Source organism: Zhongshania antarctica (assembly GCF_014202945.1).
GTDB classification, from domain to species: Bacteria; Pseudomonadota; Gammaproteobacteria; order Pseudomonadales; family Spongiibacteraceae; genus Spongiibacter; species Spongiibacter antarcticus.
Map to the genome: position 1 here is coordinate 273,137 of NZ_JACHHW010000004.1, position 20,565 is coordinate 293,701.

General features: G+C 50.7%; 25 protein-coding genes and 3 tRNA genes. 24 read left to right on the top strand and 4 right to left on the bottom strand.

Annotated features, from left to right (window positions below):
- The first annotated feature begins 3 nt into the window (after positions 1-3).
- From lpxK to HNQ57_RS08475, 11 genes are all read left to right on the top strand, one after another.
- Complete coding sequence (lpxK, locus tag HNQ57_RS08425; RefSeq protein WP_221301627.1) at positions 4-990, top strand: tetraacyldisaccharide 4'-kinase; 987 nt, start codon at positions 4-6, stop codon at positions 988-990.
- 45 nt (positions 991-1,035) lie between these two features.
- The gene (gene kdsB / locus HNQ57_RS08430; protein WP_184462287.1) at positions 1,036-1,800 is read left to right on the top strand and encodes a 3-deoxy-manno-octulosonate cytidylyltransferase; all 765 of its coding nucleotides are present in this window, start codon (positions 1,036-1,038) and stop codon (positions 1,798-1,800) included.
- The gene (locus HNQ57_RS08435; RefSeq protein ID WP_184462288.1) at positions 1,800-2,297 is read left to right on the top strand and encodes a low molecular weight protein-tyrosine-phosphatase; all 498 of its coding nucleotides are present in this window, start codon (positions 1,800-1,802) and stop codon (positions 2,295-2,297) included. Before kdsB ends, HNQ57_RS08435 begins: the two co-directional genes overlap by 1 nt.
- Positions 2,297-3,313: a UDP-N-acetylmuramate dehydrogenase gene (murB, locus tag HNQ57_RS08440; protein WP_184462289.1), complete on the top strand. Its 1,017-nt coding sequence runs from the start codon at positions 2,297-2,299 to the stop codon at positions 3,311-3,313. Before HNQ57_RS08435 ends, murB begins: the two co-directional genes overlap by 1 nt.
- Positions 3,279-3,902: an alpha-ketoglutarate-dependent dioxygenase AlkB family protein gene (locus HNQ57_RS08445; RefSeq protein WP_184462290.1), complete on the top strand. Its 624-nt coding sequence runs from the start codon at positions 3,279-3,281 to the stop codon at positions 3,900-3,902. Before murB ends, HNQ57_RS08445 begins: the two co-directional genes overlap by 35 nt.
- 67 nt (positions 3,903-3,969) lie before the next feature.
- On the top strand, positions 3,970-4,614 hold the full coding sequence (uvrY, locus tag HNQ57_RS08450; RefSeq protein WP_184462291.1) for a UvrY/SirA/GacA family response regulator transcription factor: 645 nt from the start codon (positions 3,970-3,972) through the stop codon (positions 4,612-4,614).
- A 19-nt stretch (positions 4,615-4,633) separates the two neighbouring features.
- Entirely contained in the window at positions 4,634-6,493 is a 1,860-nt protein-coding gene (gene uvrC / locus HNQ57_RS08455; protein WP_184462292.1) for an excinuclease ABC subunit UvrC, read from the top strand.
- A gap of 41 nt (positions 6,494-6,534) precedes the next feature.
- Complete coding sequence (pgsA, locus tag HNQ57_RS08460) at positions 6,535-7,095, top strand: CDP-diacylglycerol--glycerol-3-phosphate 3-phosphatidyltransferase (RefSeq protein ID WP_008247695.1); 561 nt, start codon at positions 6,535-6,537, stop codon at positions 7,093-7,095.
- A 134-nt stretch (positions 7,096-7,229) separates the two neighbouring features.
- A tRNA-Gly gene (locus tag HNQ57_RS08465) sits at positions 7,230-7,305 on the top strand.
- A gap of 125 nt (positions 7,306-7,430) precedes the next feature.
- Positions 7,431-7,504: transfer RNA gene (locus tag HNQ57_RS08470), tRNA-Cys, on the top strand.
- Positions 7,505-7,718: 214 nt separating this feature from the next.
- The gene (locus HNQ57_RS08475) at positions 7,719-8,015 is read left to right on the top strand and encodes a hypothetical protein (protein ID WP_221301628.1); all 297 of its coding nucleotides are present in this window, start codon (positions 7,719-7,721) and stop codon (positions 8,013-8,015) included.
- Positions 8,016-8,062: 47 nt separating this feature from the next.
- Here the strand turns inward: HNQ57_RS08475 and HNQ57_RS08480 are convergent.
- Positions 8,063-8,152: transfer RNA gene (locus HNQ57_RS08480), tRNA-Ser, on the bottom strand.
- Positions 8,153-8,431: 279 nt separating this feature from the next.
- Between HNQ57_RS08480 and HNQ57_RS08485 the strand changes: the two genes are divergently transcribed.
- From HNQ57_RS08485 to bcp, 10 genes are all read left to right on the top strand, one after another.
- Complete coding sequence (locus tag HNQ57_RS08485) at positions 8,432-8,797, top strand: hypothetical protein (RefSeq protein ID WP_184462293.1); 366 nt, start codon at positions 8,432-8,434, stop codon at positions 8,795-8,797.
- A gap of 243 nt (positions 8,798-9,040) precedes the next feature.
- A complete protein-coding gene (locus HNQ57_RS08490; RefSeq protein WP_221301629.1) occupies positions 9,041-9,691 on the top strand; it encodes an MBL fold metallo-hydrolase in 651 nt (216 codons plus the stop codon).
- 62 nt (positions 9,692-9,753) lie between these two features.
- Complete coding sequence (gene moaC, locus HNQ57_RS08495; protein WP_184462437.1) at positions 9,754-10,248, top strand: cyclic pyranopterin monophosphate synthase MoaC; 495 nt, start codon at positions 9,754-9,756, stop codon at positions 10,246-10,248.
- Positions 10,245-10,505: a MoaD/ThiS family protein gene (locus HNQ57_RS08500; RefSeq protein ID WP_184462294.1), complete on the top strand. Its 261-nt coding sequence runs from the start codon at positions 10,245-10,247 to the stop codon at positions 10,503-10,505. Before moaC ends, HNQ57_RS08500 begins: the two co-directional genes overlap by 4 nt.
- 10 nt (positions 10,506-10,515) lie before the next feature.
- Positions 10,516-10,968 (top strand): molybdopterin synthase catalytic subunit MoaE, encoded by a 453-nt coding sequence (moaE, locus tag HNQ57_RS08505; protein ID WP_226968332.1) that lies wholly within the window; start codon positions 10,516-10,518, stop codon positions 10,966-10,968.
- Positions 10,969-11,098: 130 nt separating this feature from the next.
- Positions 11,099-11,575 carry a flavin reductase family protein gene (locus tag HNQ57_RS08510; protein ID WP_184462296.1) on the top strand — a complete coding sequence of 159 codons (477 nt, stop codon included), beginning with the start codon at positions 11,099-11,101 and terminating at the stop codon, positions 11,573-11,575.
- Positions 11,576-11,598: 23 nt separating this feature from the next.
- On the top strand, positions 11,599-12,180 hold the full coding sequence (locus tag HNQ57_RS08515) for an NUDIX hydrolase (protein WP_184462438.1): 582 nt from the start codon (positions 11,599-11,601) through the stop codon (positions 12,178-12,180).
- Positions 12,181-12,324: 144 nt separating this feature from the next.
- The gene (locus HNQ57_RS08520) at positions 12,325-13,242 is read left to right on the top strand and encodes a PhzF family phenazine biosynthesis protein (RefSeq protein WP_184462297.1); all 918 of its coding nucleotides are present in this window, start codon (positions 12,325-12,327) and stop codon (positions 13,240-13,242) included.
- A gap of 69 nt (positions 13,243-13,311) precedes the next feature.
- On the top strand, positions 13,312-14,778 hold the full coding sequence (locus tag HNQ57_RS08525) for a DNA recombination protein RmuC (RefSeq protein ID WP_184462298.1): 1,467 nt from the start codon (positions 13,312-13,314) through the stop codon (positions 14,776-14,778).
- Positions 14,779-14,811: 33 nt separating this feature from the next.
- Entirely contained in the window at positions 14,812-15,288 is a 477-nt protein-coding gene (gene bcp / locus HNQ57_RS08530) for a thioredoxin-dependent thiol peroxidase (protein ID WP_184462299.1), read from the top strand.
- 57 nt (positions 15,289-15,345) lie between these two features.
- On the opposite strand, the gene HNQ57_RS08535 is transcribed toward bcp, so the two are convergent.
- The 3 genes from HNQ57_RS08535 to HNQ57_RS08545 all read right to left on the bottom strand — a co-directional run bounded on the left by HNQ57_RS08535 (position 15,346) and on the right by HNQ57_RS08545 (position 18,076).
- On the bottom strand, positions 15,346-15,786 hold the full coding sequence (locus HNQ57_RS08535; RefSeq protein ID WP_184462300.1) for a YkvA family protein: 441 nt from the start codon (positions 15,784-15,786) through the stop codon (positions 15,346-15,348).
- Between the two features lie 95 nt (positions 15,787-15,881).
- Entirely contained in the window at positions 15,882-17,570 is a 1,689-nt protein-coding gene (locus HNQ57_RS08540; RefSeq protein ID WP_184462301.1) for a class I adenylate-forming enzyme family protein, read from the bottom strand.
- A gap of 23 nt (positions 17,571-17,593) precedes the next feature.
- The gene (locus HNQ57_RS08545) at positions 17,594-18,076 is read right to left on the bottom strand and encodes a nuclear transport factor 2 family protein (protein WP_184462302.1); all 483 of its coding nucleotides are present in this window, start codon (positions 18,074-18,076) and stop codon (positions 17,594-17,596) included.
- A gap of 164 nt (positions 18,077-18,240) precedes the next feature.
- On the opposite strand from HNQ57_RS08545, the gene HNQ57_RS08550 reads away from it, so the two are divergent.
- The 3 genes from HNQ57_RS08550 to HNQ57_RS08560 all read left to right on the top strand — a co-directional run bounded on the left by HNQ57_RS08550 (position 18,241) and on the right by HNQ57_RS08560 (position 20,544).
- Positions 18,241-19,011: an exodeoxyribonuclease III gene (locus tag HNQ57_RS08550; protein WP_184462303.1), complete on the top strand. Its 771-nt coding sequence runs from the start codon at positions 18,241-18,243 to the stop codon at positions 19,009-19,011.
- Between the two features lie 99 nt (positions 19,012-19,110).
- Positions 19,111-19,449, top strand: a complete 339-nt coding sequence (gene yajC, locus HNQ57_RS08555) for a preprotein translocase subunit YajC (protein WP_008247730.1) — start codon at positions 19,111-19,113, stop codon at positions 19,447-19,449.
- 51 nt (positions 19,450-19,500) lie between these two features.
- A complete protein-coding gene (locus HNQ57_RS08560) occupies positions 19,501-20,544 on the top strand; it encodes a 1-aminocyclopropane-1-carboxylate deaminase/D-cysteine desulfhydrase (RefSeq protein ID WP_184462304.1) in 1,044 nt (347 codons plus the stop codon).
- Positions 20,545-20,565 lie beyond the last annotated feature (21 nt).

Consider the following 20,565-nt stretch of genomic DNA (forward strand, 5'->3'; position numbering starts at 1 on the left):
TAGGTGGCATTGGAACAACGCCTGAACCGCGCCTGGTATGGTAAGCCGAAAAGCTTGCTACTTTTGCTTCCGCTAGCGTATTTGTATCGCCTAATCGCCGCAGTGAGGCGCAGTCTAATTCGGCCACAGTCCTGTGGCGTGCCGCTGATTGTGATCGGCAATATTTCGGTGGGTGGCAGTGGTAAGACTCCGGTCGTGTTGGCGGTGGCCGAATACTGCCAAGGCCTAGGTTATAAGGTTGGAATTGTTAGTCGCGGCTACGGCGGAAACGCGCCAATATACCCTTATTTAGTCACTGCCAAGTCAACACCGGTTGAAGCGGGGGACGAGCCTTTTTTAATGTACCAGCGCAGTGGCTTGCCGTTGGCGGTGGCGCCAGATCGCGTGGCGGCAGCAAAATTGCTTGTACAGCAGCATGCTTGCGATCTCATTATTAGCGACGACGGTTTACAGCATTATCGTCTAGCTCGCGACATAGAGGTTCTCGTCATTGATGGCGAGCGCGGCTTTGGTAATGGCCACTGCTTGCCCGTGGGGCCGTTGCGCGAGCCGGTAAGCCGCGCAAACGCTATCGACCTGCGCATAATCAATGGCGGCAATAGCCGTTTACGTGGTTATACCATGGATTTACGGGGCGTGACGGCGGTAAATTTGGCCAGCGGCGAGCAGCGCGCCTTAGTCGATTGGCCATTAAGCCAACGCCGAATTCACGCTGTTGCGGGAATCGGTAATCCTCAGCGGTTTTTTCACAGCCTGCAAGCGGCGGGCTTTGAGCTTATTGAACACCCATTTGCTGACCACCATCCTTATACTGTGGCCGACTTACAATTTGATGAGTCACTGCCAGTACTAATGACGGAAAAGGATGCTGTTAAATGTCGGCTATTTGCCGAGAGAGCCCATTGGATGTTGCCGGTTACTGGCGAGATAGATAAAGCATTTTATGCGCAGTTGCGCTCGCGTTTGGCAGAAGTCGACATCAGTCGCTAATATTTCAGCAGTAGCGCGCTAGTATCAATTACATTTGGAGCAAGCATGTCTTACACCGTTATCATTCCCGCCCGTTTCGCTTCCAGCCGCTTGCCGGGCAAGCCGCTGCTCGATATTGCTGGAAAGCCCATGATTCAGCATGTTTGGGAGCGAGCCGTCGATAGCGATGCCAGTCGGGTGGTGATTGCCACTGAGGATCAGCGGGTATTTGATGTCTGTCAGGGGTTTGGCGCAGAAGTGATTATGACCCTTGCCACCCATGAATCTGGCACCGATCGCTTGCAAGAAGTGGTGACTAAGTTGCAGCTCAGTGACGAGGAAATCGTCGTCAATGTGCAGGGCGATGAACCCCTGATCCCCAAGGCGGCTATTGCGCAGGTGGCCGAAAATTTGGCCGCCAAGCCTAGCGCGGGAATCGCAACGCTGGGCGAGGCTATTAACGATATTGAGGTGATCTTTAATCCCAATGCCGTTAAAGCTGTTGCCGATAGGCAGGGTTATGCGCTGTATTTTAGTCGTGCACCCATGCCTTGGTGTCGGGATGACTGGGCTGGCGAGGAGTTGAGTCTGCCGGATAATGCACCCTTTTTACGTCATATTGGCATCTATGCTTATCGGGTGGGCTTTCTTCACGAGTTTGTGCGCTGGCCCATGGGGGTGTTAGAGAGCTTTGAAAAATTAGAACAATTGCGGGCGATGGAAAACGGTGTGCGGATTCATATCGCCACGGCCTGTGTCGATATTCCGGGTGGCGTTGATACTGAAGCCGACTTACAAAATGTCAGGAAAATTTTGGCGGCGAGCAGCTAATGGCCATCAAGGTATTATTTGTATGTCTTGGCAATATTTGTCGCTCGCCGACGGCTCACGGTGTCTTTCAGAAGCTCCTAAACGATGCCGGTCTACACGACGAGATACAGGTTGACTCGGCGGGCACGGGTGACTGGCACATCGGTCGCAGTCCCGATCAACGCAGCCAGGCAGCAGCGCTGAGCCGCCAGTATGATCTCTCATCTTTGCGCGCGCGACAGGTGTGCAAAGCTGACTTCCAAACCTTTGATTATATTTTGGCCATGGATGAGTGTAATTTGGCGGATTTACAGGCGATGCGCACTCACCAGGCGAAGTGTGAGCTAGGTTTGTTTTTGACTTATGCGAAACACACAGCACGACGCGAAGTGCCGGATCCTTATTACGGTGGGGAGCAGGGCTTTGATGAGGTGCTGGACTTGGTGGAAGACGCCGCTGAAGGTTTATTACATCATATTTGTGCTCATCACGGCCTTGGCAACGGCGCGGCGCTGTAATGGATATTCAGCGTCATGTTGATTTACGGCCGTATAATACGCTTGGTATTAGTGTTCTTGCTGATTATTTTATTGAAGTAAGCAGCCTTGATGGCCTTAGTGAGGCAATTGAATTTAGTCGTCGTCGGCGTTTACGGCGAGTGTTTATCGGCGGTGGCAGCAATTTAGTGCTACGCGGCGATATTCACGGTTTGGTTATTCGCATGGCGATGCGCGGCATTAGCTGCGAGAGTAGTGGTGGCGAGCGCCTCGTTACTGTAGCCGCTGGCGAGAATTGGGACGAGTTGGTGAAGTACAGCTTGGCACAAGGCTGGTATGGCTTGGAAAATTTAATCTCTATTCCCGGTCAAGCCGGTGCCGCGCCAATACAAAATATTGGCGCCTATGGCGTAGAGCTGGCCAACGTACTGGACTCGGTTACTGGCTGGGACATTAACCTCAATGGCTTGCGCACCTTAACCGCCGCCGATTGCCAGTTAGCCTACCGTGATAGTGTATTTAAGGGGGCATTGCGGGATGTGTTTATTATCACCGCAATAACATTGCGCTTGAGTGCTAAGCCAGCGCCGAATCTTAGTTATCCCGCCTTGCTTGAGGCCCTAGCGGCGCAAGCCCCCGAACAAGCGCCCAGCCCGGAACTGATCGCTGCGACCGTGGCTATGGTGCGGGCTGATAAGCTGCCAGACTATCGGCGGGAGCCGAATGTCGGAAGCTTCTTTAAAAATCCGATTATTTCCAAGAGCCTTGCCCACGAACTGGTCGCGCAATACCCCGCGTTGCCCCATTGGCCGATGGCCGATGGCCGCTTTAAAGTCGCGGCAGCGTGGTTGGTTGATCAGGCTGGCTGGAAGGGTAGACGGCGTGGCGCGGTGGGAATTCACCCGCGCCAAGCCATTGTGCTGGTTAATTACGACGGCGCAGACGGCGCGGAAGTTTTGGCGTTTGCCAATGCAATACAGGCCGATGTGCTCGCGCGATTCAATGTCGACCTCGAAATTGAGCCCCGTGTTTATTGAGGCCGAACATATTCCTTTAGCGGGGGGTGGTTTACATTATTATCCCCAGTATATCGCCGAACCCGATCCCTTGTATGAGCAGCTGCGCGAGAATATCCCTTGGCAACAGCCGATATTAGACATATATGGCCGACGCCACCTGACGCCACGGTTAGTTGCCTTTGTTGGGGATTCTGGCTTGAGCTATCGTTACAGTGGTCACCGCCATTATGCAGATGTATGGCCGCCAGAAGTGCTCGCGCTACGAGAGCGTATTGCCGAAGATACAGGCTACGACTTTAACTGTGCCTTGCTCAACTACTACCGCAATGGCGACGACAGTATGGGTTATCACAGCGACGATGAAGCCAGCTTGGGCGGTGATCCCTGTGTTGCGTCACTGAGTTTAGGCTGTGGTCGAGACTTTCTTATGAAGCCGAAGGGGCTAAAAACCAGATCACGTAAAATACATTTAGCATCGGGATCATTGCTGTTGATGTTGCCGCCCACCCAGCGCCATTGGCAGCACGCGCTCCCAGCGCGAAAGGGGCTCGCGCAAGGAAGAATTAATATCACTTTTCGGAAAGTGGTATTATCGCTGGCGGATTGAACCACAGCAGGCTGGTTAGGCCATGGTTGCGGTGGTATTGTTACAGGCATTGGATGCAGGGAAATACATGATTACAGTTTTGGTTGCCGACGATCACGCTATGGTGCGTACCGGAATAGTGCGAATGCTCGATGATGCCGACGGTATTACGGTCATCGCCCAAGCGGCAAGTGGTGAAGAGGCAATTAGCAGCTGCCGAATATTAAGCCCCGATGTAGTGCTAATGGACGTGCGAATGCCTGGCATTGGCGGCTTAGAGGCAACGCGTAAACTGCGTTTGGTGTCGCCGTCAACGCGCATTATTGCGCTGAGCGCATACGATCAAGAACCTATGCCCAGTCGCCTGCTTAAGGCTGGTGCCTCGGCCTATGTCACCAAGGGAGCCTCGGAAGAAGAAATGGTCTTGGCGGTTAGGCAAGTTGCTAAAGGGTTGCGCTATTTAAGCCCGAGCGTGGCACAGGCGATTGCGTTGAAGGGCTTTAGTGGCGATGTCGAATCACCCTTTGAGTCGCTCTCTGAGCGCGAAATGCAAATTAGCCTAATGATTGCTAACTGCCAAAAGGTATTGGACATTGCTGAGCAGCTCCATATTTCAGCGAAAACGGTGAATAGTTACCGCTACCGAATTTTTGAAAAACTCGATATTGGTGGTGACGTAGAGCTCACACTCCTCGCTATTCGTCACGGCCTGATCGACTCTCCCGGCGCTTAGCCGTAGTGCATTGAATGACATGACTGCTACCCCAAATGAAACCGCTTCGAAGCCAACCCCTTTCGACTCTGCGAGCTTCTTAAAAACTGTCACGGAGAAGGCGGGGGTTTATGTAATGCTCAACGTTGCTGGCGAGGTGCTTTACGTCGGTAAGGCAAAAAACTTGCGCAAGCGCTTGAGCAGTTATTTTCGGGCCAGTGGATTAACCACAAAAACCATGGCCTTGGTGGGGCGCATTCACGAGATTGAAGTGACGGTGACAGCGAGTGAGCGTGAAGCGCTACTGCTAGAACAAAATCTCATCAAGCAGTACAAGCCGCCCTATAATATTCTGCTGCGGGATGATAAATCCTACCCCTATATCTATTTGAGTACGGATCACGAGCATCCACGCTTGAGTATTCATCGCGGCCGCAAAACCGGTAAAGGTCAGTATTTTGGTCCTTACCCCAGCGCTGCGGCGGTGCGCGAAAGTTTGAGCTGGTTGCAGAAAGTATTTCGGGTGCGCCAGTGTGAAGACAGCTATTACAAAGGCCGCAGCCGACCCTGCCTGCAATACCAAATAGGTCGCTGTTCGGCGCCCTGTGTCGGCATTGTTAGCGATAAAGAATATGCTGTAGATGTTAACTATACTGAATTGTTTTTAAAGGGAAAAAGTTCAGATATACAGGCCGATTTAGCAAACCAAATGGAGCGCCACGCGGCGGCGCTGGAATTTGAACAAGCCGCTGATTTACGCGATCGTATTGCCCATTTACAGCAGGTGCAGTCCACGCAATGCATTGAAGGTGAAACCGGCGATATGGATATTCTCGGTGGCGTCATGGACGGTGGCCAAGTCTGTATCCAGCTGGTGTGCGTGCGCGGCGGTCGAGTGTTGGGTAGTCGTAGTTACTTCCCCAAAAGCCAGCTGGAAGAGCCGCTGGCGATGCAGATCGAGGCTTTTGTGGCTCAGCACTATCTTATTGGTAGCGGCGCCAGCGATATTCCACGGGAAATTATCAGTAATATCATGCTCGACGACAGCGATTTACTGGCGGCAAGCCTCACTGAACAGGCTGGGCGCCAAGTGTCACTTAGTCACAAGGTGCGCAGCAATCGGGCTAAATGGCAAAATTTAGCGCTGACCGCCGCTGAACAAAACCTCAAAAATCGCCTTGCTTCGTCTGCCAGCAGCCTGAAGCGCTTTAAGGCCTTGCAAGCGGTCTTGGGCTTGGAAGAACTTCCAGAGCGCCTAGAGTGCTTTGATATCAGTCACAGCAGCGGCGAAGCCACAGTGGCCTCCTGTGTGGTGTTTGATGGCAACGGGCCGCTAAAATCTGATTACCGTAAAATGAATATTGACGGCATCGCCCCAGGTGACGATTACGCGGCGATGTACCAAGCGCTTAGTCGCCGCTATACGCGGGTCAAAGCGGGCGAGGTGCTCATGCCAGATATTTTGTTTATCGATGGTGGCAAAGGCCAGTTGACCCAAGCAAAAACGGTAATGGCCGAACTCGGCATCAATAATCTGCTGATGGTCGGGGTGGCGAAGGGCAGTGATCGCCGTGCGGGGTTGGAAATACTCATTCGCGGTGACGATGGCCGTGAAATTAGCTTGCCGGATAACAGTCCGGCCCTGCACCTAGTTCAGCATATTCGCGATGAGTCTCACCGCTTTGCCATCACTGGGCATAAGGCAAGGCGAGACAAAACGCGCCGTCAATCTACGCTTGAGGGTATACCGGGGGTTGGTGCCAAGCGGCGTCGAGAGTTGCTTCGCTATTTCGGTGGTTTACAAGGTGTAAAGCAAGCTGGGGTAGAAGATTTGCGACGAGTGCCGGGAATTAGCGAGAAAATTGCCTTACAAATCTACGAAGACCTGCGCAGCGCTTAGAAAACGAATAGAATACGAGTTGCTGCTTTGATGAGACCACTATGAATATACCGAATGCCTTGACCCTGTTCCGAATTGTGCTAATTCCGGTGCTGGTGGTTTTATTTTATATGCCTATCGCGCATACCTATTTTTTAACCGCAGCCGTATTTGCGGTGGCGGCCATGACCGATTGGTTAGACGGTTACCTCGCCCGTAAACTCGGACAGAGTACGGCGTTGGGCGCATTTCTCGACCCTGTTGCCGACAAGCTAATGGTGGCTGTCGCGCTGGCTTTGCTCATTGAACGCTACGACGCCTCTTGGTTTACCATACCCGCAATTATTATTATTGGCCGCGAAATAGTGATTTCCGCGCTGCGTGAGTGGATGGCCGAGTTGGGTAAACGCACCAGCGTGGCGGTATCGTATTTGGGCAAAATTAAGACAACGATGCAAATGGTCGCAATATTTGGCTTACTTTTGGTTTCGCCTGAGCACCAAGGCTATTTGTATTACGCAAATATTGTGTGCTTATACACGGCAGCACTGCTTACTTTATGGTCAATGTTGATTTATCTCCATGCGGCATGGCCAGATTTACGCGATACAGCCGGTGATTAAGAAAAAAATCACGTTAAATCAGCAACTTTCCTTGACAGAATTTGGTGACTGACTAGAATAGGCGCCTTCTTAAAGCACAGCTTAAAGGTGTTTCGGAACTTGTGGGAACAAGCTAAAAATCCAAGTGTAGTGACGCGGGAATAGCTCAGTTGGTAGAGCGCAACCTTGCCAAGGTTGAGGTCGGGAGTTCGAGCCTCCTTTCCCGCTCCAATTCATTATGCAGTTCAGCAATATTGACGCGGTGGTTGAGTGGTATTTTAACTCCAGCGCCCGTGGCGATAAAATAGCCGGTATCGACCGGCGTGCACGGTGAACGTGTAGAAAAAACGATTTTAGGCGCGGTGGCAGAGTGGTCATGCAGCGGACTGCAACTCCGTGTACGCCGGTTCGATTCCGACCCGCGCCTCCATTTACAAATGATTCTCCTGTCATTAATTTACATCCCACGTTATAGCTGTAAATCATTCTTTCAGTTTCTGTTTATCCTGCGTTTTCTCGTTTCTTGCTTTTCCGAATGCTCGGCCTGAGTGATCGGTGCTCTTTGCTATCAATTGCTGAATCGCTATGGCATCGTGCATCAAAAGAAGGGTTGGCGTCGTCAATGAGAGTGGGTGAGCATTGCTATGAGTGAGAAAATTGTAAAAATAGCGGACGATTTCTGGAATATTCGCGGTGAGTTCAAAATTGGTGGCCTGTTAAATATTGGCACCCAAGCATCATTGCTGCGCTGCGCGAGCGGCAAGTATGTGTTGCTAGACGCGTATACGCTAAATGCCTCGCTCAAAGCAGAAGTTGATGCTTTGACTAATAACGGCGCCGATATTGAAGCCATTATTAACGTGCATCCGTTTCACACTATGCATGTTGCACAGATGCATGAACAGTACCTCTGCCCCTTGCAGCAATTATATCGAGGGTAGATAGAAATATGGGCACCTCTTTGCAGGTGCCCATATTCATATCAAAATGGCGGTGAGGGAGGGATTCGAACCCTCGAACAGTTTAACCCGTTACACGCTTTCCAGGCGTGCTCCTTCAGCCACTCGGACACCTCACCAAAATCTTTATTTAAAACCATTGTGGAGCTGGTTTTAAGGGCGGCTACTCTAACGAAGTTTCAGCTTAATGGCAATTGCCAATGTGTTTTCATTTTAGGTAATGCTGCTTAGTGGTGCGCCAAGTTGTGGCTGCGCTATATGGGTGCAAATAACATAGGTATTTTACGTTAATACATTGATTTAGCTGATGTTTATGTTCTGGAATATTTATTGCTAGAGTATCGCGAGTAGTTAATGGCTGCACTGTGGCTTGGCAATTAAATATTCTAAGGGATCCTATGGTGTACTCTCCGGAAATGGTGGCGCTCTTGCAGCAGTTGCGTTCTCGAATTTTCGCCGAGTTTGGCACGCGAATACGCTTGGCTGATCCGGCGTTGCTCACAACAGTGGGAGACTTAGGCAAAAAAAGCCGTGATCCTTTCACCCGTAAAACGGTGGTAGAAATCATGAAGTTGGCGGGTATTCCGTTTCAAATTGAGGTAACGCAGGGTGCTGTTGCTCCGCCACGCGATGCGCAATCAGTGGAAATGACCTATCGAGGCGCAAAGATTGTAAGGGATAAGCCTAGTGGCGCTGTGTCGGCGGACACGCCACTTGAGCGGCAGACTCGGCAAATGTACCGCGGTCAGGTAGTGTACAAATAATTCGAATTTGTAAGTGATTTACGTTTTTCCTTCCTAAGCAGGCTGCGACGCTAGCGTGGCCAACCCCCTTGTCGCTGTAATGCTGAATCTGGCTGTGCCATTGCCGGTTTGAGTGATCTCTCAGCTTGATCAATAAGTGGGTCGCTATTGTTTCCATCTATAACGGCATTTAATGTTCAAGCCTATTAACTTGCCAGCTTACTGCTTATCATTGTGGTTTTATAGAATGAATTCTGGCGACTTATGACGATAAAGTGCTCAATCGTGCCGGTGACGGCGTATCAGCAGAACTGCTCTGTTATGGTCTGTGAGGAAACCGGCAAAGCAGCGATTTTTGATCCCGGTGGTGATATTGATAAAATCGAGGCTGCTATTGCGTCTCTCGGGGGTACCCTAGAGGTTATTTACTTGACGCATGGCCATATGGATCACTGCGCTGCGGCAGATGTCATGCGGAAAAAATACGGTGTTCAAATTATTGGACCCCAAAAGGAAGATGCCTTCTGGATAGATAAATTGCCCGAATGGTGCAAAATGACCGGGTTTCCTCATGCAGACCCATTTACGCCCGACCGCTGGCTCGACGACGAAGACTCGGTCAGCTTTGGCAATCAGCAATTACAGGTTAAATTTTGTCCAGGCCACACGCCCGGCCACGTTGTTTTTTTCCATGAGCAAGCACGCCTAGCGATTGTTGGCGATGTGATATTCCAAGGTTCTATCGGGCGTACGGATTTCCCACGCGGTGATTACGACACCCTAATAGCGTCGATACAAACGAAGCTTTGGCCTTTAGGTGACGACGTGACGTTTATACCGGGCCACGGGCCAACGTCGACCTTTGGTCATGAACGCGAAACCAACCCCTTTGTCGCCGATGGTAAATTCGCTTAAGTTTTGGCGTTAGTTATTATCTTATGTGGCAGTGAAATGTGAATGAGTCCAGTGGTAAAAATATGAGCGGTGAATTGACCCATTTTGACCCCCAAGGCAACGCCCAGATGGTCGACGTGACCGATAAGGCCGTTACCCAGCGGGAGGCCCGAGCAGCAGGGTCGGTGATTATGGCGCCAGCAACGCTCGCGCTAATTGCGAGCGGTGGCCATAAAAAAGGCGATGTTTTGGCCGTCGCGAGAATTGCGGGTATTCAAGGTGCCAAGCGTTGCGCAGACCTTATTCCCCTGTGCCATCCACTTATGCTGTCGTCGGTAAAACTTGAATTTGCGTTAGACCACGAGCGCAGCGCGGTAGATATTTTAGCAATATGTAAATTGGCAGGGCAGACCGGGGTCGAGATGGAGGCCTTGACTGCGGTGTCTGTGGCCGCATTGACCATTTATGACATGTGCAAGGCCGTCGATAAGGCGATGCAGGTAACCGACATTCGCCTATTGGCAAAGTCGGGTGGTCGCTCGGGTGACTGGCGGTTTGATGAGGCGGCTAAATCATGATCACGGTATTGTTTTTCGCTAAGTACCGCGAATTGCTTGGTACTGCCAAAATTAGTTTGTCTGGGGCTGATATTGATTTAACAAAATGCACCGTGGCGGCGCTAAAGGCGTCTTTAGCTGAGCGTGGTGCGCTGTGGTGTGATGTCTTAGCGGCGGAGAACACCCTGTGCGCGGTAAATCAAGATCTCGCTGGAGACGACACCCCAATTAGTGTTGGCGACGAAGTCGCTTTTTACCCACCGGTCACAGGGGGTTAATGTGAGCGTAATTGTTCGTGTTGGTGAAGCTGATTTTGATGTGGGCGCAGAGTGCCGAGCCCTAGCCTCACACTCGCGCCAGAGCGGGGCGATTGTGCAGTTCGTCGGGCTGATGCGAGACAGTAATCAGGGCGATGATGTACTGACCATGGAATTAGAACATTACCCCGGCATGACCGAGCGATGCATTACTGAAATAGTCAATCGTGCACAGCAGCGCTGGCCCTTGTTTGCTGTTACCGTCATCCATCGGGTTGGCGTACTTCAGCCCCAGGATCAAATCGTTTTTGTTGGGGTGAGCGCAGCGCATCGCCAGGATGCCTTCCAAAGCTGTGAATTTATTATGGACTATTTGAAGACTGAGGCGCCCTTTTGGAAAAAGGAGTGTACTCTCAATGGTGAGCAGCGTTGGGTAGATGCGCGTCAAACCGACCAGCAGGCACGTAAGCGTTGGCAGGACTAGAGCCGTTTTCCTAAGCTTTGTCGTCCACTTGGCGTAGCTAGGGCGATGAACAAAGCTTATGGCGCTGTGTATAATGCAGCGCACAAATAAAGTGGCGAAAAGCCATACATAAAAATTGACAGGAAATCTTATGAGTCTTGATCCGCGTGAATTTAGAAATGCCCTTGGCCAATACCCGACCGGCGTATGTGTAATAACGGCCAATCCTGAAGGCTATCAGCCATTTGGTATGACCGTTAATTCCTTTGCATCGGTGTCCTTGGACCCGGCTCTGGTACTGTGGAGTCTACGCAATGACTCAGAGTGTCTCGATGCCTTTAATAAAACCAAGATGTTCACGGTAAATTTTTTGGCCAGTGATCAAGTGGCGCTTTCCAATGCGTATTCTAAAAAGAATGATCACGACCTTGTTCCCGAGCAGTTTCGTATTGGTAAGAGTGGTGCACCGGTATTGCGCAATTGCTTAACAAGCTTTGAGTGTGAAACATGGGCCCGCTACGATGGCGGCGATCATATCATTGTGGTCGGAAAAGTCATTGAGATGGAAACCAAGCCCGGTGCCAAGCCCTTGGTGTTTCATGCGGGCAAATACAGCGAACTGCGCTGAGTAATGAGGAGAGTGGCGGCTTGATGAATTTTTGCAGTAATTGTGGGGCTAAGCTAATACAGCAAATACCCGCAGACGATAATCGTCTCCGCCATGTTTGCCCCCAGTGCGAAGTAATACATTACGTTAACCCCAAAGTTGTTGTGGGTTGTCTACCTATTGCTGGCGACCAAGTACTGCTTTGTCGTCGCGCTATTGCACCGAGAATTGGCTCGTGGACAATTCCCGCTGGCTTCATGGAAAACGGTGAAACCATGCTCGACGGAGCGCTTCGTGAAACCCTTGAAGAGGCTGCCGCCAAAGTAAAAGATGAAGCCCTATACCGCTTATTTGATATCCCCCACATCAACCAAGTTTATGTGTTTTATCGAGGTAATTTAGACGGCGATTTCGGCGTCGGCCCAGAGAGCCTTGAATCTAAATTATTCAGTGAAGCAGATATTCCGTGGTCAGAACTTGCCTTTCCGATTGTCACCGATGTGCTAACGGAATATTTTGAAGACCGTAAAACCGGTCAGTACCCGATCAGAGTGAGTACCCCAAGTCCGTTGTGGGCTAAACAGGTAGGCTGGAAGCCGAATTCAAAGAAAACCCTCGACGAGTGAAATAATATTCATTTGCTGTTTGGGCTAAAGCATAAATCCGGCTATGGTTAAGATAATAACGCCGCTTAATTTAGCCGCGGTATTCTTGCTGTTTATATTGCACTAAAACAGTACGCTCGTTTCTACCTGTTCGAGGACTGCACTATGGATTATGCATTTCATACCGTTGATGTATTTACCCCCACGCCGTTCAACGGCGCCCAAATTACCGTATTTCCGCAAGCCGAAGGGTTGAGCGCGAGGCAAATGCAGGTAATTGCTAGGGAAGTCAACCACCCAGAAACCGTGTTTGTGTTACCCGGTAAAAGCACAGTAAGTGCGGAATTAAAGGTGTTTTCTCCCTTAAGTGAAAGGGCGGTAGGTAGCCATAGCGTGGTTGCGGCCGCTCGGGCGTTGGTGCACAGTAAAGTCTTAGCAACGAGCAAAGAAAATTCAACGATTCAATTCTCCCAAGGCAATAAAGTATTTGATGTGATGCTGTCTCAGCATGAGGACCGTTTGCTCACTCAGCTGTCGATGTCGGTGAACGCTCAAGTTGACCGCTATGTGCCGGACGCTAAGGAGCTGCAAGCAGCGCTGGGCTTGGGTGCTCACGACATTGAAACTTTAAAAGCGAAAACCTTGTTTGTGAGTTGTGATTCCTCTTATTTAATTGTACCGCTGCGTTCCTTAGACGCTGTTTACCGGGCGCGATTTAATTTAGAGGCTTGGTCGCGCAGCAGTGCGGGATCGGCGCCCGTAAACGAACTGCTGGTATATTGCAGCGAAACGGAATCGCTGCAGACAGACTTTCATCTGCGTATACTGGGCGCCCACATCGCGCAGGATGAAAGTCCGCCGGTGGGCGCCGCTATTCCCGCGTTTGTGGCGAGCTTATGTGAAACCCGTGGCTTGGCCGACGGCACCCATGCCTTCTGGCTTGAGCGTGGCCACAAAGCCCAGCGTCAGAGTGTGCTGAAGGTAGAGTTTGTTAAAAAAGCGACCGCGGCAATGGTTGTAAGGGTTGGCGGCGATGCGGTACTGGTAGCCAGCGGCACTATGCGCGCCCCTGAAAATGAATAATAAGCCACGTTTATCAGATTATTGTAATTTGCGGCGTGGCGTTGTCGACTAGTTCGGGACCACGTTTACATGGATCAACAATTAATACTTATCATTGCCGGTATCGCGGCAATAGCACTTTGCCTTGGTCTTGGCGCAGGGCTCTTTATTCAGCGTAAAATTGCTGGCGTTCAGCTTGAGGCGCGACAATCCGAGATAGCGGGTTTGCAGCTAAGTATAGAGCAGCAAACAAGGCAATTGGCTGAGGCGCAGCACAGTCTAACGGCGTGCCGAGAGCAATTACAGACAAGTCAGCGCGACCTAGCAGTAAATGTTGATCGCGTGACCCAGCAAGCCGAAGCACTGGCGGCGAGCCGTGCCAGTGTGAGCCAATACGAGCAAAGCAGCAGTGAGTTAAAAACGGAGCTTGCCCGCCAACAGAGCGCCTATCAACATCTGCAAACCGCGACCGCGGAGCAAATCGCCTTACTCAGCGATGCCAAAAAGCAATTAACGGATCAATTTGAGCAATTAGCGAACCGCATTTTTGACGAAAAAAGTCAGCGTTTTCAAAGCCACAGTCGCGAAGCTTTAGAGTCGCAGTTAAAGCCCTTTCGCGACCAGCTCATTGAATTTCGTGGCCGGGTAGACCATATCTATAGCGATGAAAATCGCGAGCGTGGTGAGCTTAAAGAGCAGCTTAAAAATCTCCAAGAGATGAACCGCAATATCAGTAAAGAAGCCCAAAATCTCACTAGGGCGCTAAAAGGCGATAACAAAGCCCAGGGCAATTGGGGTGAAGTCATTCTTGAGCGGGTGCTCGAAGAGTCTGGACTGCGCAAGGGTCACGAGTACTTAACCCAGCAGAGCTTTACAGATGAGAGCGGCAAGCGACGTCAGCCCGATGTTATTGTGCGCCTGCCAGACGATAAAGACATTGTTATTGACGCCAAGGTCTCTTTACTTGCCTATGAACGTTATTGCAGCAGCGAAGATGAGGGCGAGCGCCAGGCATTTTTACGAGAGCATGCCCAGTCGGTGAAAGCCCATATTAATGGTTTGAGCACCAAGGGCTACGAGCATATTGAAGGCCTGCGTACCCTCGATTTTGTGTTTATTTTTATTCCAGTAGAAGCCGCATTTATGGCGGCCTTTGAACATGATCCAGAACTATTCCGCAGTGCGTATGAGAAAAACATCATTGTGGTGGGGCCAACAACCCTGCTCGCGACCTTGCGTACGGTGCAGAGTATTTGGCGCTACGAGCGACAAAATCAAAACGCTGAAAAAATCGCAAAAGAGGCCGGCGCGCTGCACGACCAGTTTGCGCTGGTTGTGCAGTCCTTAGAAGATATTGGCAAACATTTGGATCGCGGCCGCGATGCCTTTGATAAAACCATGAGCCGTATGACGGTTGGGCGTGGCAACCTGGTTGGCCGAGTAAGCCGTCTGGAGGCGCTCGGCGCCAAGGTCAAAAAATCCTTACCGGTTGCGCTGACAGATCGCGCTGATGTGGATTTTGAGGACAATACTGACCTCGATAGCGAGCCGAATTAATCAATCAACGTGTATTAGCAAAGGAGAATTGACGTGGCTTTACCAAAAGTTGGCAATCTTGCACCTGCATTCAGCCTGCAAGATCAAGACGGAGAGACCGTTAGCTTAAAAGACTTTAAGGGCAAAAAAGGCGTGGTCTTGTATTTTTACCCAAGAGCGTCAACGCCGGGCTGCACTATGCAAGCCTGCGGCTTACGAGACGTGCACGGCGAATTGGATAAGCTGGGCTACCAAGTGCTGGGCGTGAGTTTTGATCCGGTTGCCAAAATTAAGAAATTTTATGACAAGTACGAGCTAAACTTCCCCTTACTCTCTGACGAAGATCACGCCATTATCGATAAATACGGGTGCTGGCAGCTGAAGAAGTTTATGGGTAAAGAAAATATGGGCACTGTTAGAACCACCTTTATTATTGGTGAAGACGGCCGCTTACTTAAAATTATGGATAAATTTAAAACCAAATCGCACCACGAAACACTTATGGAAGTGCTGGACGAACTGTCCCAGTAGTCTATTTGCATGCACCGGCTAGCCGCGCGCTGAAAACAGGCGTCTGGCCGGTGAGTATTAGGTGCTGAGCTTGTCTGCAGTATTGTCTGTAGCGGTGTCGCCGGATGATTTGCCTCCCTGCTTAAATTCTAGGTATTTCGTTAAATCTTTGGTGACCATATCGAGACACAGTTTTAATACCACGGCGTCATCGAGAAAGCCTGCTACAGGTATGTAGTCGGGGAGGGCGTCCATTGGCATTAATATATAGAGTAGGGCTGTGCTTATTGAGCCCAGTGACCACCACGGCACCTCTCGATAGTCGCCCTTTACGTAATCTTGAACCAAATTAAACAGTATTTTCACTTGGCTGATATACGGCGCGAGTGACGCGTTGTTGGTCACCCTGTTGAGAATACCTTGGCGATTGCTGAGGGTCTTTTGAAGGGTGGCGTCGTCGAGTTCAGCGGCACCTTCGTCGAGCACGTGCTTGGCGCGCTTTTTAGAGAAAAACAACATAGCGACACTCACATTAAAGATGATGTCGCTGATATTACGGCTTATAGCCAGTAGCGCAACCCCCTCATTTTAAAGAGGGGGGTGTATTAGGCAGTCTATTTTACGAAACGCTGAACGAGATCGCGTTTGAGGACTTTGCCGGTGGCGTTGCGCGGCAATTCCTCTTCCACAAACCACACATGGCTCGGTTGCTTAAAGGCCGCGAGCTTATCCGCCAAATAGTCTTTGACTTCAGTTTCGCTAAGCGTGGCACCGTCGCGAATACGGATGACGGCGCCGGGCGTTTCACCCAGACGTTCATCGGGCACTGCAATAATCGCGCTGTCGGCAATCGCTGCATGCTGGCTGAGGCAGGCTTCTATTTCTGCAGGGTAGATATTTTCACCGCCGCGAATAATGAGGTCTTTGGCTCGATCGACCAAAAACACGAAGTTTTCATCATCCAGATAGCCGATATCGCCCGTGGCCATCCACCCATGTGCAAAATTTTCGGCGGTGGCTTCTGGTTTATTCCAGTAGGCAGTGATATTACAGGCTGATTTCAGCCAAATTTCGCCTACTTCACCTTTAGCAAGAATACCGCCCTCGGGGCTTCTGGTTTGCCATTCGACTAGCGGCGATAGTGTGCCGGCACTTTTGGGCTTATAGAAATACGCATCACCGGTGCAGCTGGCGCAAATTGCGTTGGTTTCGGTCATGCCGTAACCAGTGCCAACGTAGGCGTCGCCGAGGTTTTCGCTAATTGTGCTTTTAAAGCTCGGTGGGCAGGCCGTGCCGCCGCCACCAATAGAGAACAAACTGGTAGTATCGGTCGTCTTGAACTTGGGGTGGCGCAATAAATCCACGACCATCGACGGCACGGCGCTAAAGATGGTGACACGCTCCTTTTCGATCAAGGCGAGCGCGTCTTCCGCAGACCATTTGTACATCATGACGGTTTTACGACCAGCGCGTAGATTGAGTAAGAAGGCCGCGTAACAACCGGAAACATGGAAGAGGGGGACGCTGAGTAAGGTGCAGGGCGCAAAGCCCGTACTGAACATTTTGCGAATCGCCTCTGGGTTTGCCATGGCCGAGCAGGTGCCGTGAAATTCAAAGCTAAAGATGGCTTGGCAGATGTTACCGTGGCTAGACACTGCACCCTTGGGCCGACCAGTCGTGCCAGAGGTGTACATAATCTGCGCAATGTCGTCGCTCTCGCAATCCACTTCCGGCATTGCCGCGCCGAGATGGGCGTTAATAATAGCGTCGAAGCTCAAGTATTCTGCCGAGCCGGTGGCGCCAACCAAAATAACTTGGCAAGCAAGCTCGCTTGGTGCAGCGGTAATTGTGTCATAGCGTGCTTGGTCGCAAACCACCCATTTGGCCATGGAGTCACCGAGGCCATAAGCTAATTCGTCGGCGCTGCCCCAGGAGTTTAATGGCACCACCACCGCGCCGATACTGACAATCGCGTAGTAGGCAATCATCCACTCGGGGTTATTTCTCATCGCAATAGCAATGCGGTCGCCCTTATTGATATTGAGTTCGGAAACTAAGTAGTAGGCTAATGCGTCGGCGCGGGCGAAAAAATCATCGAAGCTCAGGCGTTGATCCTGATAAACCAAAAACTCCTGGGCGCCAAATCCACGGCCGGGCTCAAGTAGCGCGCGCAGGGTGTTTGGCGCATTTTTATAGAATCGTAGCTCGGTATCACCGCATTGCCGAGTTTCTATTTCAAAGGGTGCGCCGGGCTGGCAAAGCTGTTCGGTGGCGGTGTTTAGGCGTGCGGCAATATCATTCATCTTTAATCACTTATTCGTTTGGTTTACGGCTTTGGTTCAAACATATTGTGCGTAAATGTCAGGGTAGCAGGGATTGGCGCATTTACGGCCTCCATGATCCGCGCGTATTCGGTGTGGCAGATCTTCCATAATCCATCTTCTATACGGTAGTGGTCGGTGTAAATAGCGGTACCAAAGAGCATCCAGTTTTGTTCTTTATTGAATACGAGGTCTTGTAAATACCAGATTCCCTTGGCGTTAGTGGGGCTCTCCAACTCAATTTCGGGGTGATGACAATTGTGCATGGTCAGTACCGACGGCGAGTCCATATGGCCGCGTAAACCACTTATGAGTTCGTCGCGGTTATCGAAGCTGTATTTGCCGTCATCGTATCGCGCGGTGCAATCGGCCGTCAGGGTACTGGCGAGTAGATCCCAGTCGTGGGTGTCGACTGCGCGTAAGTAGGTATATTTAAGTTTTTTGATTTGCTCAATTGCAAGTAGCGCTTCTAGGCCGGATTGACTCATTGTTATTGTCCATCTCTGTTCAGGTATTAGACGCCCATATTAGGGTTAGTCGGCAGGTCTGGGCATGATCCAAATGGATGAATAGGGTCATTAGTAAATAAGTGAACCTGCCTTTGCGGTTTTTGGTAAGCTGAGCACCGAATTTTTTACGAGGAGTTGCACTGGTGCGTATCATTACTGCGAATACCAATGGTATTCGATCAGCGGGCCGCAAAGGCTTTTTTGAATGGCTGGCCAAGCAAGATGCCGACGTTGTCTGTATTCAGGAAACCAAGGCGCAGCGCGATCAGCTTGAGGATCCGTTGTACCATCCCGAAGGCTATACCACCATTTACTGCGATGCGATTAAAAAAGGCTATAGCGGCACTGCAATGTACTGCAAAAAACCACCGAATAACGTGACGACGGCGCTGGGCTGGGACCCGCTAGACAGCGAAGGGCGCTATATTCGAGCAGATTACGATAATATCAGCGTTATTTCCATGTATCTGCCGTCGGGTTCTAGCGGTGAGGAAGCGCAGGCCCGCAAAGATGTTTTTCTCGCCAAGATCTACCCTCATTTTCTTGAACTCAAGGCCAGCGGTCGGGAGCTCGTGATTTGCGCGGATTGGAATATTTGTCACAAAGAAATTGATTTAAAGAACTGGAAGGCCAATCAAAAGAACTCGGGTTTTTTACCGCATGAGCGCGCCTGGCTGGATAAAGTCTATGAGGAGGGCGGCTTTGTTGATGCCTTTCGTGAGATTAATCAGGAGGCGGTGTATACCTGGTGGTCGAATCGTGGCCAAGCCTATGCCAATAATGTGGGGTGGCGGCTCGACTATCATGTCGTCACGCCCGGATTAGTTCCCACGATTAAGGCTGCAGACGTCTATACCGACGAACGTTTCTCCGATCACGCGCCCTTTACCATGGACTACGATTACTCGCTTTGAAGTTTGGCCTTGTGTACTATGGCAGGCGTATTTTCAGTACTGCGGGCGCGTTGCCTGCAGTGTTATTTTTAGCAATAGTTTGATTGAGAAGGACGTGTAATGAGTTTTTTCATCTCCCAAGCCCATGCCCAGACTGCTGGTGCAGCAGGTGCCCCCGCCGGTGCCGATTTATTCCAGATAGGCTTCTTGGTATTAATGTTTGGTCTGTTTTACTTCATTGCTATTCGCCCTCAGCGCAAGCGCCAGAAAGAACACGCCGCTATGGTTGCGGCACTGGCCAAGGGTGACGAAGTTGTGACCACCAGTGGTATTTTGGGCAAGGTCACCAAGATTGACGACAGCTATGTTGCACTGAGTGTTACCGATAATGTTGAATTGAAATTTCAACGCTCATCAATTCACGCCGTTCTGCCTAAAGGCACTCTAAAAGCAATTTAAACATTGCCCGCGCTCTGCGATCGCAGGGCGCTTTTCTTTACAGGTGACAATATGCCTGATGAATCAAGTCGAAATACCGCACCGCCAGATTTTGTAAGCGCGATCAATCCACCTCGTCTGCACCTCGCTCAGCTACCCACACCTCTGCAACTCCTCAGTCGTCTCAGTGAGCGCTATAGTGGGCCGCGCATTTGGGTGAAACGCGATGACCTCAGCGGGAGTGTGCTGTCGGGCAATAAAATTCGTAAATTGGAATTTAATCTTGCTCAAGCCCTTGCCGAAGGCTGTGACACGGTTATTACGTGTGGTGGTATACAATCGAATCACTGCAGGGCTACGGCTTTGCTCTGCGCGCAATTAGGGCTTAAATGCCATTTATTGTTGCGTGGCCATCGGGCCGATAGCGCCGACGGCAATTTATTGCTAGATCAATTAGCTGGCGCCAAGATTTCTTATTATCCGCCGGCGCAGTTTCAGCGTGAACTTGATTCCTTGCTGCTCGACTGTCAAAAAGCCTATGCGAGTAGTAGTCGTAAAGCCTTTATTATTCCCACTGGCGCCTCAGATGCCATTGGTGTGTGGGGCTATGTGCAGGCCTGCGCGGAGTTACAGGATGATTTTCAGCGTCACGGTATTGATCCAAAGCATATTATTTGTGCAACAGGCTCGGGTGGCACCCAAGCCGGATTGACTGCCGGAGTGGCGGCTTACGGCATTGATGCCCAAGTATGGGGTGTGAATGTTTGTGACGACGAGGCGTGGTTTGTCAATAAAGTGAACAGCGACCTGCAGAGTTGGGAGCGTCGCTACCAAACTGGCATAGACCTTGATTGCTTGTCAGTAAAGGTGATCGATGGTTATGTCGGCCCGGGTTACGCCCAGGCCGACGATGAGATTTACCGCTGTATTGCTGATGCGGCCGCCACCGAGGGCTTGGTCCTCGACCCGGTCTATACCGGTAAGGCCTTTTTCGGCATGTTAGATCAACTGCAAAAAGGTCGCTTTGGTAGCACCGGTGATATTGTATTTATTCATACGGGTGGGGTTTACGGCTTGTTTCCCCAGCGCAGCCACTTTGACTTTTTAAATACCTGAGCGCCAATAGCTGACAAATAA